At 41.2% G+C, this 16,176-nt stretch carries 18 protein-coding genes; all 18 read right to left on the bottom strand.

Annotated features, from left to right (window positions below):
• Nucleotides 1–80: 80 nt before the first annotated feature.
• The 18 genes from hemL to cobD all read right to left on the bottom strand — a co-directional run bounded on the left by hemL (nt 81) and on the right by cobD (nt 16,170).
• Entirely contained in the window at nt 81–1,370 is a 1,290-nt protein-coding gene (hemL, locus tag K0R93_RS05855; RefSeq protein WP_300298899.1) for a glutamate-1-semialdehyde 2,1-aminomutase, read from the bottom strand.
• Nucleotides 1,371–1,374: 4 nt separating this feature from the next.
• Entirely contained in the window at nt 1,375–2,346 is a 972-nt protein-coding gene (gene hemB / locus K0R93_RS05850; protein WP_300298896.1) for a porphobilinogen synthase, read from the bottom strand.
• A gap of 20 nt (nt 2,347–2,366) precedes the next feature.
• Nucleotides 2,367–3,890 (bottom strand): uroporphyrinogen-III C-methyltransferase, encoded by a 1,524-nt coding sequence (gene cobA / locus K0R93_RS05845; RefSeq protein WP_300298968.1) that lies wholly within the window; start codon nt 3,888–3,890, stop codon nt 2,367–2,369.
• A gap of 1 nt (nt 3,891) precedes the next feature.
• A complete protein-coding gene (gene hemC, locus K0R93_RS05840; protein WP_300298894.1) occupies nt 3,892–4,824 on the bottom strand; it encodes a hydroxymethylbilane synthase in 933 nt (310 codons plus the stop codon).
• Between the two features lie 61 nt (nt 4,825–4,885).
• Complete coding sequence (locus K0R93_RS05835; protein ID WP_300298890.1) at nt 4,886–5,521, bottom strand: precorrin-2 dehydrogenase/sirohydrochlorin ferrochelatase family protein; 636 nt, start codon at nt 5,519–5,521, stop codon at nt 4,886–4,888.
• On the bottom strand, nt 5,518–6,279 hold the full coding sequence (locus K0R93_RS05830; RefSeq protein WP_300298887.1) for a cobalt-precorrin-6A reductase: 762 nt from the start codon (nt 6,277–6,279) through the stop codon (nt 5,518–5,520). The genes K0R93_RS05835 and K0R93_RS05830 overlap by 4 nt, the downstream gene beginning before the upstream one ends.
• A complete protein-coding gene (cobJ, locus tag K0R93_RS05825; protein ID WP_300298884.1) occupies nt 6,276–7,016 on the bottom strand; it encodes a precorrin-3B C(17)-methyltransferase in 741 nt (246 codons plus the stop codon). Before cobJ ends, K0R93_RS05830 begins: the two co-directional genes overlap by 4 nt.
• A gap of 10 nt (nt 7,017–7,026) precedes the next feature.
• Complete coding sequence (hemA, locus tag K0R93_RS05820; RefSeq protein ID WP_300298881.1) at nt 7,027–8,346, bottom strand: glutamyl-tRNA reductase; 1,320 nt, start codon at nt 8,344–8,346, stop codon at nt 7,027–7,029.
• Nucleotides 8,321–9,391, bottom strand: coding sequence for a cobalt-precorrin 5A hydrolase (gene cbiG, locus K0R93_RS05815; protein WP_300298878.1), 1,071 nt, complete (start codon nt 9,389–9,391; stop codon nt 8,321–8,323). Before cbiG ends, hemA begins: the two co-directional genes overlap by 26 nt.
• Nucleotides 9,384–10,139 carry a precorrin-4 C(11)-methyltransferase gene (gene cobM / locus K0R93_RS05810; protein WP_300298875.1) on the bottom strand — a complete coding sequence of 252 codons (756 nt, stop codon included), beginning with the start codon at nt 10,137–10,139 and terminating at the stop codon, nt 9,384–9,386. Before cobM ends, cbiG begins: the two co-directional genes overlap by 8 nt.
• Nucleotides 10,139–10,846, bottom strand: a complete 708-nt coding sequence (gene cobI, locus K0R93_RS05805; protein ID WP_300298873.1) for a precorrin-2 C(20)-methyltransferase — start codon at nt 10,844–10,846, stop codon at nt 10,139–10,141. Before cobI ends, cobM begins: the two co-directional genes overlap by 1 nt.
• Entirely contained in the window at nt 10,843–11,460 is a 618-nt protein-coding gene (gene cbiT, locus K0R93_RS05800) for a precorrin-6Y C5,15-methyltransferase (decarboxylating) subunit CbiT (RefSeq protein WP_300298870.1), read from the bottom strand. The genes cobI and cbiT overlap by 4 nt, the downstream gene beginning before the upstream one ends.
• The gene (gene cbiE / locus K0R93_RS05795) at nt 11,450–12,073 is read right to left on the bottom strand and encodes a precorrin-6y C5,15-methyltransferase (decarboxylating) subunit CbiE (RefSeq protein WP_300298867.1); all 624 of its coding nucleotides are present in this window, start codon (nt 12,071–12,073) and stop codon (nt 11,450–11,452) included. Before cbiE ends, cbiT begins: the two co-directional genes overlap by 11 nt.
• Entirely contained in the window at nt 12,066–13,187 is a 1,122-nt protein-coding gene (cbiD, locus tag K0R93_RS05790; RefSeq protein ID WP_300298864.1) for a cobalt-precorrin-5B (C(1))-methyltransferase CbiD, read from the bottom strand. The genes cbiE and cbiD overlap by 8 nt, the downstream gene beginning before the upstream one ends.
• 16 nt (nt 13,188–13,203) lie before the next feature.
• Nucleotides 13,204–13,827 (bottom strand): precorrin-8X methylmutase, encoded by a 624-nt coding sequence (locus K0R93_RS05785; RefSeq protein WP_300298861.1) that lies wholly within the window; start codon nt 13,825–13,827, stop codon nt 13,204–13,206.
• On the bottom strand, nt 13,827–14,198 hold the full coding sequence (locus K0R93_RS05780) for a sirohydrochlorin chelatase (protein ID WP_300298858.1): 372 nt from the start codon (nt 14,196–14,198) through the stop codon (nt 13,827–13,829). Before K0R93_RS05780 ends, K0R93_RS05785 begins: the two co-directional genes overlap by 1 nt.
• 15 nt (nt 14,199–14,213) lie before the next feature.
• Nucleotides 14,214–15,095, bottom strand: coding sequence for a GHMP family kinase ATP-binding protein (locus K0R93_RS05775; RefSeq protein ID WP_300298855.1), 882 nt, complete (start codon nt 15,093–15,095; stop codon nt 14,214–14,216).
• Nucleotides 15,085–16,170, bottom strand: coding sequence for a threonine-phosphate decarboxylase CobD (gene cobD / locus K0R93_RS05770; protein WP_300298850.1), 1,086 nt, complete (start codon nt 16,168–16,170; stop codon nt 15,085–15,087). The genes K0R93_RS05775 and cobD overlap by 11 nt, the downstream gene beginning before the upstream one ends.
• Between the last annotated feature and the right edge of the window lie 6 nt (nt 16,171–16,176).

The following is a 16,176-nucleotide window of genomic DNA, read 5'->3' as shown; positions in this document are numbered from 1 at the left end:
ATTTTCCCTATTCATTATAGTACATTGTCACGTATCTTACAACTACATCAAAGGAAACAAACGTAGCATATATATCCAATCTATATCACTTTCTTTAATGCTTGATAGCTAGCTTCTATGGTAAGCAAGATATCTTCTTTGCTGTGGGCAGCTGAAACGAATGCCGCTTCGAATTGAGATGGTGCAAGATAAATACCGGCCTTGAGCATCTCCTCAAAATAAACGCCAAACTTCTTCGTGTCGCTGGTCATTGCAGATCCATAGTCTACAACTGGTTTGTCTGTAAAGAACATACATAGCATGGAACCTACACGATTAAAGCTTGTATTGATCCCAAGTTTTCTCGCATTGTCCGCGAGTCCTTCTGCCAATAACTTAGACTTTTCCTCTAAGTCCACATATATTTCCGGTTGATCTCTAAGAATTTTTAGTGTGGTAAGACCCGCTGTCATTGCCAATGGATTTCCTGATAAGGTACCTGCCTGATAAATAGGTCCTGCGGGTGACATTTGTGCCATTATTTCTCGCTTACCCCCATAGGCGCCTACGGGAAGGCCGCCGCCGATGATCTTTCCGAAGCAGGTTAGATCAGGACAAATATTGTAAAGGCTTTGAGCCCCATGGAAGGATACCCTAAATCCAGTCATTACTTCATCAAATATCAGAAGGGCTTTATATTCTAATGTGATTTCACGCAGGAAATTCATATATTCTTGGGTAGCCGGCACTACACCCATATTTCCTGCAATAGGCTCAATAATTACACCAGCAATATCATGGCCGTATACTTCAAAGATCTTCTTCATACCTTCTATATCGTTATACTGGGCAGTAATTGTATTTTTAGCAATATCAGCCGGCACCCCTGGACTATCTGGTACGCCATGGGTAAGGGCTCCAGAGCCTGCTTTAATCAATAGACTATCAGAGTGCCCATGATAATTTCCTTCAAATTTCACGATGATATTTCTACCTGTATATCCTCTGGCAAGTCTTAAAGCACTCATGGTTGCTTCCGTCCCTGAATTTACCATCCTCACCATTTCCACAGAAGGTACTGCTTCACAAACAATCTTTGCCACTTCTGTTTCTAGCTCTGTGGGTGCTCCATAGCTGGTCCCTTTTTCTATGGCTGATTTTAATGCCTCAACCACTTGAGGATGGGTATGTCCTAAAATCAACGGCCCCCAAGATCCTACATAGTCTATATATGTATTGCCATCCACGTCGTAAAGCTTACTGCCTTGGCCTCTCTCAATAAAGGGGGGATTTACTGAAACTGATCGAAACGCTCTTACAGGACTATTCACACCGCCTGGGATATACTGCTTTGCTTCTTCAAATAATGCTTTAGATTTTGAAAAATTCATCATTTTACCCCCTTATCCATTTCGCTGCATCTTTGCTATGATAGGTGATAATTAAATCTGCCCCTGCCCGTTTCATTGCAGTAAGCTTTTCAAGTACGATTGCCTTCTCATCCACCCATCCTTTTTCAGCAGCAGCCTTAATCATGGCATATTCACCGCTGACATTGTAGGCTACAATCGGTATATTATAGGTATCCTTGATCCTTCGTACAACATCCAAATAGGCCAATGCAGGCTTCACCATCACCAAATCGGCACCCTCAACAATATCCAACTCTACTTCTCTTAAAGCTTCATCGCTATTTCCAGGATCCATCTGATAGGTTTTTCGATCCCCAAACTGAGGTGTAGAATTAGCTGCTGCCCGAAACGGACCATAAAAGGCCGATGCATATTTTGCGCTATAGGCCATAATTGAGACCTCCGTATAGCCATTGGAATCTAGTACATCCCGCATGGCACCGATTCTTCCATCCATCATATCTGAGGGTGCTACCATATCCGCTCCTGCTTTGGCATGAGAAAGAGCAATTTTCGCAATATAATCTACAGATTTATCATTGTTTACATACATATCCTCAATGATTCCGCAATGTCCATGATCCGTATACTGGCACATGCACACATCTGTTATCACCAGCATCTCTTTATTCACTCGTTTGATTTCTTTGATTGCCCTTTGTACGATACCATTTTCACTATAGGCCTCGCTTCCATGGGCATCCTTATGATCAGGGACACCAAAGAGCAGTACAGCTTTAATTCCAAGCTCGCTAATCTCCTTGATCTCCGCTTCAAGCATATCCACTGAAAAGTGATAATTGTTTACAAGACTTGGAATTTCACGTTTGATCTTTTCTCCCTCTACTGCAAAGATGGGATAAACAAAATCATTCACAGAAAGATTTGTTTCACGCACCAAGCTTCTGATGGCTTGATTTACTCTTAATCTCCTCGGTCTATGCGTTAGAATCATGGTCATCCTCCCTTTCTCGACTATGATTTATTTGTGTAATGCATTGTAATCGCCGTTACCAGACCATCGATGGTATACTCTGCTGCACGGATATCGGCTTTTAATCCATGCTGGATCATCGTTTCCTCTGTGATAGGTCCGATCACTGCCAATCTAGTATTCTCCAGTAATCCCTTGTTTTCCTCTCCAAGAATTTGAAGAAAGTTTTTAACTGTGGAAGAACTGGTAAATGTAATGACATCTATTTTTGTTTCTTTCAGTATAGATACCAAATTGCTTCTATCTTGTTCAGGGATCACTGTACGATAGACATGGATATTGTCCACCGATGCACCCATTTTTTCTATTTCTGAAATTAACACTTCCCTGGCAATATCTGCCCGTGGTAATAATACGTGCTGACCTGGCTTAATTTTATCCCTTAATCCTTCTACGATTGCCTCAGCTCTATATTCCTCAGGAACAAATTCGATGTTAAATCCCATGTCATCTAATGCTTTGGCTGTTGCAGGACCAATGGCACAAAGCTTCGCTTTATGCAGCAATCGAATGTCAAAATCTAATTTTTTCATACGATCAAAGAATGCTTGAACGCCGTTGACACTGGTAAAAATAATCCAATCGTATTTTTGAATTTCTCCCATGGCCTTGTCAATCTCATCATAGGTCTCAGGTTTTTCGATCTTGATTGTTGCAAATTCTAGGGCCTCTCCACCCAAATCTTCAATTTTCTCAGATAAATAGCTGGCTTGCTGCCTTGTTCTTGTTACTAGAACTCTTTTACCAAACAACGGTTTGTTCTCAAACCAGCGGAGCTCCTCTGATAGATTCACAACCTCCCCTACGATGATAATGGATGGGTTTGAAAATCCTGTTTCTCTAACTAGCTCACTGATGGTTGCCAGGGTTCCCTTTAACACTTTATGTTCTTGGGTAGTCCCTCTATGAATGACTGCTACAGGCCGGTCACTGCTTTGCCCATACTTCATCAAGCTGGTACATATCTTCTCGATGTTTCGAACCCCCATCAAGAACACAAGGGTTCCCTCCACCTTCGCCAAAGCCTCATAATCAATGGCTTTTTCGTCCTTTGTCGGATCTTCATTCCCTGTTATCACATGAAATGATGCGCTTACATTCCGATGGGTTACTGGGATTCCTGCATAGGCCGGCACAGAAATCGCCGAAGTGATTCCTGGAACAATTTCAAATCCAATGTTATTTTTGATTAACTCAAGGGCCTCTTCTCCTCCCCTGCCGAATACAAATGGATCTCCACCCTTTAACCGCGCCACAGTCTTTCCTTCTTTGGCCTTATCTACCAACAGCTGATTGATTTCCTCCTGGGTATAGGTATGCTGATCCGGCGCTTTTCCAACATAAATATATTCAGCATCCTCCCGTCCATAACTTAAGAGCTTCTCACTGGCCAAACGATCATATAAAACCACATCTGCCTTTTGGATGCACTCTAACCCTTTCATGGTAATCAATTTATAATCCCCTGGTCCTGCACCAATTAAATATACTTTGCCAAACTCCATATTATTCACCAACCTCTATCCTTGTCAGTATTTCTTGGGCACCCTCTTTTAAGCTTTTGACTGCCATATCGACTCCTAGTATCTCTCCATCCTTTGGATGGGATGCTTCTTCAAGCTTGATTTGTTCTTTTCCATCGGGGGCAGAGACCACCGTCTTCATCCTTAGATTGTCTCCCTCCATCCAAGCATAGGCACCAATAGGTACATGGCATCCACCCTTTAGCTCTCTCATAAAGCTTCTCTCTGCATTTACACAAAAGGCCACTTCGGGATCATTGATCGACCTTACCAGCTCAATGGTTTCCTGATCTCCTGAACGAACCTGAATCCCTAGGGCACCTTGACCTACTGCTGGTATACAGATATCCGTGGAAAGGTACTCTGTTATTCGGTCATGCCAACCCATTCTTAATATACCTGCTGCTGCTAAAATCACACCATCCAAATCCAACTGCTCTATTTTTTTCATCCGTGTCGCAATATTCCCCCGGATAGGCTCAATTTGTAAGTCCGGCCTAAAATTTAATAGCTGGGCAGCCCGTCGTAAGCTGCTGGTGCCGATTCTTGCCCCTAAAGGAAGTTCAGCTATCTTCAGTCCATTTTTGGATATAAGGACATCTCGTATATCCTCTCGCTCCGTAATTGCTCCGATCATAAGATCCTCTGTCATCTCCGTTGGCACATCTTTCATGCTATGAACAGCCATATCGATTTCACCTTGCAAAAGTGCAGTTTCTATTTCCTTTACAAACAATCCCTTACCGCCGATCTTATCCAGTGTCTTATCTAATATTTTATCCCCAATGGTTTTAATCTCAACAATTTCAAAATCTATATGGGGAAATTTTTCTTTAAGACATTGAATCACCCAACGGGTTTGCGTCAGTGCCAATTCGCTGGCTCTTGATCCCACGATAATCTTATTTTTTTTCATTTTGTCCACCTTTTCCCATTTTTATTGTATGTCATATATATGGTCCAACTAAATAGTTTACTTATCCGCTGAAATAAGTTTCAAGGATATACTGTTTCAGATCCTGAATCTCACCTTTTCTATATCTATCTAAAACATCACTATAGACAATTTTCTCAAAAAATTCTCGTCTGTGATGGATATTTTCCCATTCTCTTAGTACCAACTGCCTTAACTCTCCCATAACCTCTAGGAAAACTGTATATTCTTCTCCATAGACGGATTCCAAATCCTCACGAATCTTTTTTGACAGCATGGGACTTTTCCCGTTGGTAGACACCGTGATCGTCAGGTCACCCCTTTGAACAGAGGCGGGAACAATAAACTCACACATGGCAGGTTGATCTACAACATTTAACAATACTTTCTCCTGTCTCGCTTCCTTGAGACAGCTTTCATTTACTTGGTGATTATCTGTGGCTACGTAAGCTAGATCAAAATCTTTCAAATCACCACTTCTATACTCCCTAAAAATCGTCATAATTTTCCCATTCTGTCCAAGATTACGCAATTCATCTGTCATTTCAGGTGCAATCACCGTAACAACTCCGCCGCAGTCAAGCAAGGATTCCACCTTACGCTGGGCAACTTTGCCCCCGCCAATCACAACACAGGGTTTCCCATCAATATCTAGCATAATTGGATAATACTTTTTCATACAATTTCACTCACTTTATCCATGATATGAGAAAAGCTTCTGTAGACATTGGGATAAGCCATGGACGGTCTCATGATCATGACCACTGAGACGCCCATTTCATGGGCGGCCTCTAGTTTATCTAAAGTACCTCCAATATCTCCGCTGTCTTTTGTCACAAGTATTTGAATATTATATTTCTTCATCATCTCAGTGTTCATATTTTTAGAAAAAGGTCCTTGCATGGCTATAATGTTGGAAGGCTGCAGTCCTAAGTTTTCACACTTCCCCAATACATCACAGGTAGGTAATACCCTTGCAAAAATCCGATGCTTGTCAATCGTGCTGGTGAAAATCTCTAGGGTTTTACTTCCTGTCGTCAGCAATATATTTCCCTGGGTATTGGATAAATATTTTGCAGCTTCCTCATATCCATTTACAGGATAGACAATGTCTTGATAGCCTGGGTCATTCGTTTGAGATCGTTCAAAACGAATATAAGGAATTTGCAAATGTTCGCAAGCTTCCATGGCATTTAAGGATACTTCCACCGCATAGGGATGGGTCGCATCAATGACCAATTTAACTTTATGTTGATTCATAAAAGTTATCAATTGTTCTCTATTCAAGCGCTGGTGAAATACCTGGCAGTTATCACGGTTTTCCACTAGGCTGGCACCATAAGCCGTTGCAGTAGATACAATCAGAGGATATCCCTTGGCAGCGAGCTGCTTCACCAGCTCCCTGCCATCTTGGGTTCCACTTATGATAAAAATCATATTTGATATCCTCTTGGGGTGATCATTTTACCATCCTTTACATAGGTATGGGCATTACCGATGACTACAACCGTAAGCATATCAATATCATGCTCCAGCATATGCTCTAAATCTGTAATCACAGCTTCTTCCCCTTGTCTTTTGGCATTTTTAACGATCCCAACCGGTGTGCTTGGAGCTTTATGTTTCATCATAATCTCCCGTGCTTCCTCGATTTGATGGACGCGACCCATACTCTTGGGATTGTATAAAGCCACAATGAAATCTCCCGCTGCCGCACAATCCAGTCTCTTTTTGATCAGCTCCCAATCTGTTAATAAATCACTAAGAGAAATGACAGCAAAATCGTGCATCATGGGAGCCCCTAGTACCGCAGAAGCTGCACTGGCTGCAGTAATTCCTGGGACAACCTCTATGTCCACATCACTGCTTCTTTCATATTTCACTTCCAGCATAATACCTGCCATACCGTAAACACCGGCATCACCGCTGCTGATGATGGCTACCTTTTTTCCCTCTAAAGCATAATCTAAGGTCAAATTACAACGTTCAACTTCTTTTCTCATGCCTGAGTCGATAACTTCCTTACCAACGATTAAATCCTTTATCAAATCGATATATGTCTTGTAACCGATAATTACTTCTGCATCTGCGATGGCCTCTATTGCTCTTACACTCATATGTTCCCGATTTCCAGGTCCAATCCCTACGATATAAATTTTACTCTGCGGTTTCATTTTTTTCCCCCTAACTGTTTTTACTGCAAATTTTTGTGCATTCCCTACAGGGTCCTGGTTTACAGCTATACTGATTTATGCCAAACAATTGACCAGCCACAGATGCATATAATTCACCTTGACGATCTTCACCGGCCCGTTTGAGGTTAAGTATAGGTTTTCTAATGATTTTTTTCGTCAAGCTGCGCATGACGATCTCAATCAGTTCTTTATCTTTCTCAGAAGCCTGTTCCAAACGAGGCATCAAACTCCTCACTTCTTCTTCAAGAATTTCTTCTCTATATTGGGCTAGGGCCTCCAATACCGGAAAAACTGGTAAACAATGATACCAATTTTCAAACTTAATACATTCTTCGATAATAATCTCCGCTGCATGTTTGGCTGCTTCCACCCTTGACTCCATGTTTTCCATAGATACCCTTTTTAAATCATCCAGTTCATACAGGGAAACATCTTGTATTTTTCCGATCTCAGGATCAACATCACGAGGTACTGCAATATCAATAATACATAGCTTGTTTTCCTGAGCAAAATTTTTTTCAAAGATTTCTTTTTTTAATACATAGTGGGGTGCACTGGTAGAAGTAATAATAATGTCTGTTTGAGAGATCATCTTATATCGATCTTGAAAATCGATGACACCCACCTCGCTGTAGCGTTTTGATAAATCTACAGCATGACCCTTGGTGCGGTTCGTAACATAGATTTCTTTGACACCTTTATAAATCAGATTCTCAATGGCGATTCTGCTCATTTTTCCTACACCAATCACCATGACCCGCTTATTCGTCAAATCTCCAAAAATTTGCTCCACAAACTTTACTGCAATGGAGCTTATAGAAAGAGAATTTTGAGAAATAGCCGTGGTTCTTTTAATTTTCTTTGCTGTTGTAATCGCCTCACGATAAAGCTTATTCAAAATGGTATCTGTACATCCTAAAGCCTTGGCATTACCATGGGCTTCTCTTACTTGGCCTAATATCTGATCTTCCCCAAGAATCAAAGAGTCCAATCCAGCTGCCAAATGAAAAATATGCTTTACTGCATCGTCAGAAGCTTTGATAAAAAGATGCTCCGTTAAGGTTCCTTCTGGTAAGCCGAAAAATTGATGGTAAAACTTTACCAACTCGTGGACACCCTTCTCCACATCCTCGGCTACTGCTGTGATTTCACTACGATTACAAGTTGAAAGAATTACCGCCTCTTTTATGAAATGATTTTCTTTAAATTCCCCATAAGCCTTTTCCAGATCACTTTTTGTGAACGCCACCTTTTCTCGTATTTCCACAGGTGATTGCTTATAGTTAATTCCTACCACAATAATTTCCATATTCAACGCCACCTTCTCTCATTACTGCAATCGTGATGCCATCATAAGCAGTTTTTCTTTGAAGCCAAATACCGCTATTACAACTCAACATGGCCACCGGCTCACATACGGAGCCTACACCAATGGTTTTTTCCACAAATTCCGAACGATTAAATTCATTTTCTACAGCTGCGATCCTTTCCCTATTTACTACGACTAAAGGAACACCCAATGTTTTCACTGCACCAACCAATCCTGGTTCATTCTTCTTCACATCCACTGTAGCAATGTGCTTTATGGATAAAGGATGAATGTTTAAACCTTCTAAAGCAGTATGAATGGCATTCAGAATATCTTCTTCGGTTTTTCCCTTTCTACATCCAATACCCAGGACAATTCTTTTAGGTCTTAGAATCACCTGGTCCTTATTAGGATCCTTCTTAACTTGTCTCTCTGTTATATATATCATACCTTTGTATTTTTCATTCTCTACTTTTTTTTCATCTGCTATGGCTAGATTTTCTGGGAAAGGAAGCAGTATTGGGATATCCGTTTGGATACCTACCCGCTCACCATTTACAATATGGGCTGTTATTTTCGTAGCATCGTTATAGTCTTCTATGGCACAATTCAATGCCATGGCTAGGGTATCTACAGCGATGGATTCATTAATATCCGATGCTGTGGTAATCACAGGGTTACTTCTCAGCAATTCTGCAATCTCAAGGGTATATTCATTGGCTCCGCCAAGATGGCCTGACAGAAGGCTAATTACATTTTTTCCCTTTTCATCCAAAACAATTACTGCCGGATCCGTTTTTTTATCCTGAATATAAGGAGCAATAGCCCTTACAACAATTCCTGCTGCCATGATGAAAATTAAACAATCATATTGATGAAAGATTTCTCCTACAAAAGCTGTTATATTCTTTTCTATTTTTTGAATCCCAGCATCCTCTGCTTCGAATTTTTCATTCACATACAAGGTACTGTCCTTCAACATCTGCTGCAATCGCTTCCCCAAGTCGAATCCGCCCCGAGTCAGTGTAATGATTGCTTTACTCATTCTTCGCACTCCTAAATTCATGACTGAAATCCTTATCATACAACTTTGATTTTTCATAGGTATTTCCTAGGAAATCCCCCACCATAATCTGAGCAGTTTTGTTGATTCCTGCTTCCCTAACCTTGTCACCAATATCTGCTAAGGTACCCAAGACAATTTTCTGATCCTCCCACGTAGCTTTCTGCACCACTGCGATAGGCGTAGTCATAGGGTAGTGTACAGCTAAATTCTTTACCACATCATCGATCATATGCACCGATAGGAAAATGCACATGGACGCCCTGTGTTGTGCCAACTTTTCAAGATTTTCCTTTTCAGGCACATCGGTTCGGCCTTCCATTCTCGTAAGAATAACCGTCTGGGTTATCCCTGGCAGCGTAAACTCTTTTTTAATGGCAGCAGCAGAGCCAACAAAAGAACTTACCCCTGGAATCACCTCATAGGAGATTCCCTTTTCATCCAATATATCCATTTGCTCCCGAATGGCACCATAAATACTTGGATCTCCCGTATGAACCCTGGCTACAAGCTTCCCTTGGTCTATGCCTCTTTCCATCACTTCAATCACTTCTTCTAAGGTCATGGACGCACTATTATGAACCTCTGCGTCCTCTCTTCTACAATCAATGATTGCCTTATTCACTAAGGAGCCTGCATAAATAATGATGTCTGCTTCTTTTACAATTCTCTGTCCTTTAACGGTAATTAATTCTGGATCTCCAGGTCCTGCACCTATAAAATATACCATTATTTTTGCCTCCCTTTTTTTGCAATCAGCATAGATAGATAATCAATCTTCTCTCCTACTAAGGTTTTCACATCATAGGATATTTTTTCATCTTCGTGGCCACATTTCGTAATCAAAACCGTATTCTCTAAAAGATCATGTTCTTCCAGCTTTTTAACGGTGTTATCAAACCCTCTGGAAGGCTTCATCAATATTACATTGTCAGCAAGATGAAGGATATCATCAATCTGCTCACACTGGTATGCAGCAGGGACTATGGCAATGGTTTCATTGCCTTCAGAAAGAGGAATTCCTAACCTGCTTGCCGCTGCACAGAAGGAGGTGATGCCGGGAACAGTCTCAACAGCAATTCCTTTGTCTCGAATAGGCCGCATCACATATATATAGGTGCTATATACCATAGGATCTCCTAAGGTAATAAAGGCTACATTCTTACCTTCATATAGAAAGGTTAGGATTTCCTCCATATTGCGAGTCCAGCTGTCATCCAGTTCCTTACTATCATAGGTCATCGGAAAAACCTGAAAAACAACTTTGCTTTGATCTTGTACATGCCCTTTGATGATGTCATAAGCAACGCTGCCCTTCCCCTTGACAGTTTCGGGAGCAATGATAATATCGGCAGCATTTAATATATGTACAGCCTTAAGGGTAATTAATTCTGGATCTCCAGGCCCTACCCCAAGGCCATAAAATTTTCCATTCATTTTAATTCCTCCATTTGCTTTTCGTGCCTTTTTTCAGCAGAGACAATATAGATCGGGTTTAAAGCCTCCATGAGGGTATATCTTCCAGCCTTTCTCCCTCTTGCAACGCTCACTGATACAACGTCGATCTCTACAAAGCCAGTACTTTCTAAGAATTTGATAGACTCATACAAGGTTTCTACAGTGATACTATTGACAACGACTCGCCCTCCCAGTGTCAGCCTTTCATAACAGAGAGCCATAACCTCTCCTAATTCTCCGCCGCTTCCGCCGATGATTACACGGTCGAAGCTGGGAATACTCTTCAGCTTTTCTGCTGCATTCCCATGGATAACCTCCATCTCAACCTGAAACTGATTACAGTTTTCTTGAATCAATTGAATACCTTCTTCATTTCTTTCGATGGCAATGACCTTCCCATTGGTACAGATATGGGCAGCTTCAATGGCAATGGATCCTGTGCCGGCTCCTACATCCACAACAATATGGTTATCCCTCAGCCGTAGTTTTGAAATGGTTACTGCCCTTACTTCTTCCTTTGTCATGGGCACCTTTCCCCTAACAAATGCATCATCAGGAATACCCGGTGTTCTATATACCCATTTATTCGTCATTCATAATCACCACCACTGCCATATCAAATTTTGGAATATCCACGATTTCTTCAGGTTTATATATCGTAATTCTTTCATTGTCATAGGATAGGTTTTCACCAACCACCATTCTCTTGTTTCCTATCTTATGAGCCAGTAGCTCCTTGGCAATCTGCTGGGGCGAATACTTATGATCTGTCAAAAATACCGCCTTTTCATAGTGCTGTATGATCTCAATAAAGTTGCAGGTTCTTCCATGAAGGCTACCCACATATGCATTTTGCCAAGGTTCCCCAATTTTAGCCATCAAATATTGAAAAGAGCTGATGCCAGGTATCACTTCTAAATCTGAGGCATCCATATGCTTTTTTATATACTCCAACATACTATAAAATCCAGTATCGCCAGATAGAAGAAAAGCAATTTTTTTATGGTCTCGATTTTCTACTACAAAATCCATAATACTTGCCAAGTCCGAATGAATATAAAGAATTTCTTTTCCCAGGTCCTCATAGTATTGTAAATTTCGCTTACCGCCAATTAGCACATCGCAATCTTCAATAATCCGCGTCGTAATCGGCAGGATATACTCCTTATTTCCAGGACCCATTCCCAATACGTAGACCTTATTCATTCTTAAATTCCTCCACCAATCTTTTTGCATTGTTCCCTAGTCCGAGGATTTTTTTATCCATTGAAAACATCACAATGCCAATCTCCAATTGCTCAAATACATGTTGTTCTGCCTTTTGCTCTGCTTTTTGGCATAACAAGTCATAAACTGAGTGATACCCTTCTCGTTCTATGATTTCCATTGCCGCCTCAGTGGTTACACACTGAAAAAGCTCTTCTATGACAGGCTGTCTCGCACCCAATAGCCCTAGGTTTGCTGCCAGAATCTCAATCCGGCCATCGGCTACCTTACTGTGTGTATGGAATATACCACCAGCCAGCTTCACAAACTTCCCTAGATGTCCAATCATTAATACCTGCTTGATGCCATGCTCAACACATTTTTCCAGCATAAATCCGACGAAATTGCTGGTTTTTATAATGGTATCTTTATGTAAGCCATAGTGATCAATGGCGATATCTCTTCCATAATTGCCAGGAACCAAAATCAATCGTTCTTTTCCTTCCTTGGCTGCAACGCTTATCTCCAAGGCAAGGGAATCCTTAAAGGCTTCTTCTGACATAGGCTCCACGATTCCTGAGGTGCCTAGAATCGATATGCCGCCTACGATTCCAAGTCTTGGATTAAAGGTTTTCTTCGCAATTTCTTCCCCTTGGGGTACAGAAATGGTAATCACAGCACCTTTGCCCGCTGGCAGTACTTGTGAAACCTCTTGAAGAATCATTTTTCTGGGAATCGGGTTAATGGCCGGCTGACCTGGAGAAACCTGAAGACCTGGCTTGGTCACTATGCCAACACCCTTTCCACCCTTTATCTCGATCCCATATCCATCAAGAATTTCACAGCTGGCTTCTATGAGAATACCATGGGTATTATCAGGATCATCGCCACCATCCTTTTTGATGGCACATGCCCCATGATGATCTCCAAATGAACATGTCTCAACTTTTAGATCTAAGTTCCATCCCTTTGGTGTATCGATGGATACCCTTTCGATTTCTTTACCCTCCAAGGCCATGATGGCAGCGGCCTTGGCAGCCGCAGCAGCACAGGACCCTGTGGTATAGCCATACCTCATCTTTTTGCCATCTTTTATGATGTATCTTTCTAACATAGATAACCCTCTTTTCCTACTCCATCATATACAGTATCGCATTGACGATGGCAGCGGCTACGGTACTTCCGCCCTTTCTCCCTCTCGTTAATATATAAGGCACCTCTAATGCTTCTAGGGCTTCTTTGGATTCTGCAGCACCTACAAATCCCACAGGTACACCCACCACAAGGGCAGGCTTCACTGTGCCTTCTTCGATATGCCGCTTTAATTCAAATAGAGCTGTTGGTGCATTTCCTATAACAAAGATTTGGTTCTTTTCATCTGCTACTGCCTTTTCCATAGAGACCATTGCCCGGGTAATCCCTTTCTCTTTTGCACGTAATGCCACATCCTCATCGGATATGAAGCAGTGTACATCTCCGCCATACTTTTTTAAACGCATTTTGTTGATTCCAGACTTTGCCATCTGAGTATCCGTTACAATATTCACGCCCTTACCAATAGCTTCCTTTGCCGATTGGATGGCTGTCGGTGAAATCACCGTAATATCTGCATATTGGAAATCTGCTGTGGTATGAATAATTCTTTTAATAATCTTGCCAATTTCTTCTGGAAACGTCCTCTCCCCTAATTCTTCCGTTATGATTTCAAAACTTCTTTCCTCAATCTCATGGGGCACCTTGATATAATCGCTCATTATGCGCCGACAGCCTCCTTCGCTCTTTCCTCTATAATCATGGCAATACGTTCATCCGCACCGATATGATTTGCCATGGTAAATGTCACGTTAGAAAATTGTTCTTTTAATTCCACCAATTTTTCTGGGATATCAAATTTCACATGGTTTCCTTTAAATATGAACATCGGCACAATGATTACTTGCTCTGCTCCCTTTTCAATTAAAGCTGCAATACCCTCTTCAAAGCTTGGCTTTGATATCTGTAAAGACCCCATTCCCACTAATTCAAAGGATGTCAATCCCTTTACCATTTCTACGATTTGCTCAAAAATAGAATCAGCTTCTGCTGCCTGACTTCCATGACCTAATACAAACAATGCTTTTTTCATTTTTCTTCGTCCTCCTTATTCTTCTATAATGCGTACACCGCCGTGAATCATACGGGTACAATATACCTTGTGATAATGTTGAAAAATATTCTTAGTTTTCAATGCTTCTTTTATTTGCTGTAAATCTGTCTTGTCTCTTTCCATCAGAATACCAACAACGGTACCGCTGTGGGCCACATTTACCCCTAGACATCCATATTGATTCGCTGTTTCGATGATTTCTTCCAATTGATTCTTTGGCAGAATTCTCTGGTTTGCCAAAGCGCTTATGGTGGCAGCCATCCCCAGTAAGGATAGGTCTTTTTTCAATGCACCTTCCTTAAATGTACGAAAAGCTTCCTCCACTCGAGGCTGTACCTCCATTCTTTCCTTGGAATAATCAGATTTTCTAAACACCTGGGTATCTAAGACATGGTCTGATTCCAATATGAGTACATCCACCTCTGGATTCCAGTCAAAGCTTTCTAATCTTATGCCTCTCAGATGATCGAATAGGGTTAATCCTTCATAAATGGTACTATCTGTTGGTTCAATACTCACACAAATTTTTGCCAGAGTATCTCCCTCTAATCTTTTACCAAGTAAAGCTGCTGTGGCAGCGGCAGTGGCAGCAATATCTGCAGTACTGCTTGCCATCCCCTTGGCAATGGGAATATCAGACTGAATTTCTATGGAGAGCGAATCCCCTGTCTCCTGGGATTCACCAAAATAAGCAAGGGTCTTATACATGGCTTCTATCGCTTTTTTTCGTCCCATGTCTCGCTTCGGGTTTTTCCTTTCTTCAATGACCACCTGGGAAAATATATCTACGGGATAGGAGATCAGTTTTTCATTGGTTCCAATCATGCCTTGAAGCAGCTCTCCACAGGAAGCAGGGCATCTGGCTTTAATTCTCATAAAATACCTCTCTTAATGCTTGTAATAACTTTTCATTGGCATCTCTATCTTTAATGGCAACTCTATAATAAGTGCCGTCCAAATTTTCATAGTTCCCACAGCTTCGAATCAAAATACGCTTTTCTAAAAGCTTATCTTGTAATGATATATGGGAATCATCCACTACTCTTAGAAAAATATAATTTGCTTCCGGTTTATAGACCTTGATCTGGGAAATATTTTGAAGACCCTTAAATAGGAACTCTCTTTCCCTATTGATCCAATTCTTGCTGTTATCGATATATTCATGATCCTCCACCACGATCTCTCCTGCCAATGCTGCGAAGCTATTAATTGTCCATGGTTCTTTCCCACTGGCAATCTTTTGTAAGACATCCTGATTTCCGGAAATTCCATACCCGATCCGTAAACCAGGAAGAGCAAAAAACTTTGTCAGCGATCGAATAATATAGAGATTTTTATAACTCTCAATGTGAGAGATCATGCTTCTTTCCTCTGGGCAATCTAAAAACTCATTAAAAGCTTCGTCGATTATCAAATTAATCCGAAGCTCTCTACACTTATCTAAAATCAGCTCCATCATTTCCGAATCGATCATCTGCCCTGTAGGATTGTTGGGATTGCAAAGGATGACCATATCAATGCTATCATCTAATGCCTTTAAAAACCCCTCATCCACAGTAAAATCCAGTTCTTCTTTCAGCCGATAACTGTGCACTTCACAATTTGCCTTCATCAGAGCTCTTTCATACTCTGCAAAGGTTGGCGCAAGGATTAAAGCATTCTTTGGCTTTAATGCTGATATGATTGAAAAAATAATCTCCGTTGCACCATTTCCCACAGTAATACAGCTAGGACTAATTTGATGATATTTGCTCATCCCGTCTATCAATTGTTCATAGTTTGGATCGGGATAGTTCTCAATCATGGAAATATTCTCAATGAGGGCCTTCCTAAAACTGGCTGGCACACCCAAGGGATTAATATTTGCACTAAAATCTAGTATCTCTGTTGGTTGAATTCCTAGTTTTTGTGCCACTTCATATATATTGCCGCCATGCTTCGCTATTTTCATCACAAC

The sequence above is a fragment of the Anaerosolibacter sp. genome, assembly GCF_029240175.1.
In the GTDB taxonomy this organism is placed as follows: Bacteria; Bacillota; Clostridia; order Peptostreptococcales; family Thermotaleaceae; genus Anaerosolibacter.
The sequence above is the reverse complement of the archived record's forward strand: the minus strand, read 5'-3'. Positions and strand labels throughout refer to the sequence as shown.

Coding starts and splice junctions, on each gene's coding strand:
- cobJ (WP_300298884.1), bottom strand. CDS start 7,016: ATGAAACCGCAGAGTAAAATTTATATCGTAGGGATTGGACCTGGAAAT.
- hemA (WP_300298881.1), bottom strand. CDS start 8,346: ATGGAAATTATTGTGGTAGGAATTAACTATAAGCAATCACCTGTGGAA.
- cobD (WP_300298850.1), bottom strand. CDS start 16,170: ATGAAAATAGCGAAGCATGGCGGCAATATATATGAAGTGGCACAAAAA.
- cbiG (WP_300298878.1), bottom strand. CDS start 9,391: ATGAGTAAAGCAATCATTACACTGACTCGGGGCGGATTCGACTTGGGG.
- hemB (WP_300298896.1), bottom strand. CDS start 2,346: ATGATTCTAACGCATAGACCGAGGAGATTAAGAGTAAATCAAGCCATC.
- K0R93_RS05785 (WP_300298861.1), bottom strand. CDS start 13,827: ATGAGCGATTATATCAAGGTGCCCCATGAGATTGAGGAAAGAAGTTTT.
- K0R93_RS05780 (WP_300298858.1), bottom strand. CDS start 14,198: ATGAAAAAAGCATTGTTTGTATTAGGTCATGGAAGTCAGGCAGCAGAA.
- cobI (WP_300298873.1), bottom strand. CDS start 10,846: ATGAATGGAAAATTTTATGGCCTTGGGGTAGGGCCTGGAGATCCAGAA.
- cobM (WP_300298875.1), bottom strand. CDS start 10,139: ATGGTATATTTTATAGGTGCAGGACCTGGAGATCCAGAATTAATTACC.
- hemL (WP_300298899.1), bottom strand. CDS start 1,370: ATGAATTTTTCAAAATCTAAAGCATTATTTGAAGAAGCAAAGCAGTAT.
- K0R93_RS05835 (WP_300298890.1), bottom strand. CDS start 5,521: ATGAAAAAGTATTATCCAATTATGCTAGATATTGATGGGAAACCCTGT.
- cobA (WP_300298968.1), bottom strand. CDS start 3,890: ATGGAGTTTGGCAAAGTATATTTAATTGGTGCAGGACCAGGGGATTAT.
- K0R93_RS05830 (WP_300298887.1), bottom strand. CDS start 6,279: ATGATTTTTATCATAAGTGGAACCCAAGATGGCAGGGAGCTGGTGAAG.
- K0R93_RS05775 (WP_300298855.1), bottom strand. CDS start 15,095: ATGAGAATTAAAGCCAGATGCCCTGCTTCCTGTGGAGAGCTGCTTCAA.
- cbiE (WP_300298867.1), bottom strand. CDS start 12,073: ATGAATAAGGTCTACGTATTGGGAATGGGTCCTGGAAATAAGGAGTAT.
- hemC (WP_300298894.1), bottom strand. CDS start 4,824: ATGAAAAAAAATAAGATTATCGTGGGATCAAGAGCCAGCGAATTGGCA.
- cbiT (WP_300298870.1), bottom strand. CDS start 11,460: ATGACGAATAAATGGGTATATAGAACACCGGGTATTCCTGATGATGCA.
- cbiD (WP_300298864.1), bottom strand. CDS start 13,187: ATGTTAGAAAGATACATCATAAAAGATGGCAAAAAGATGAGGTATGGC.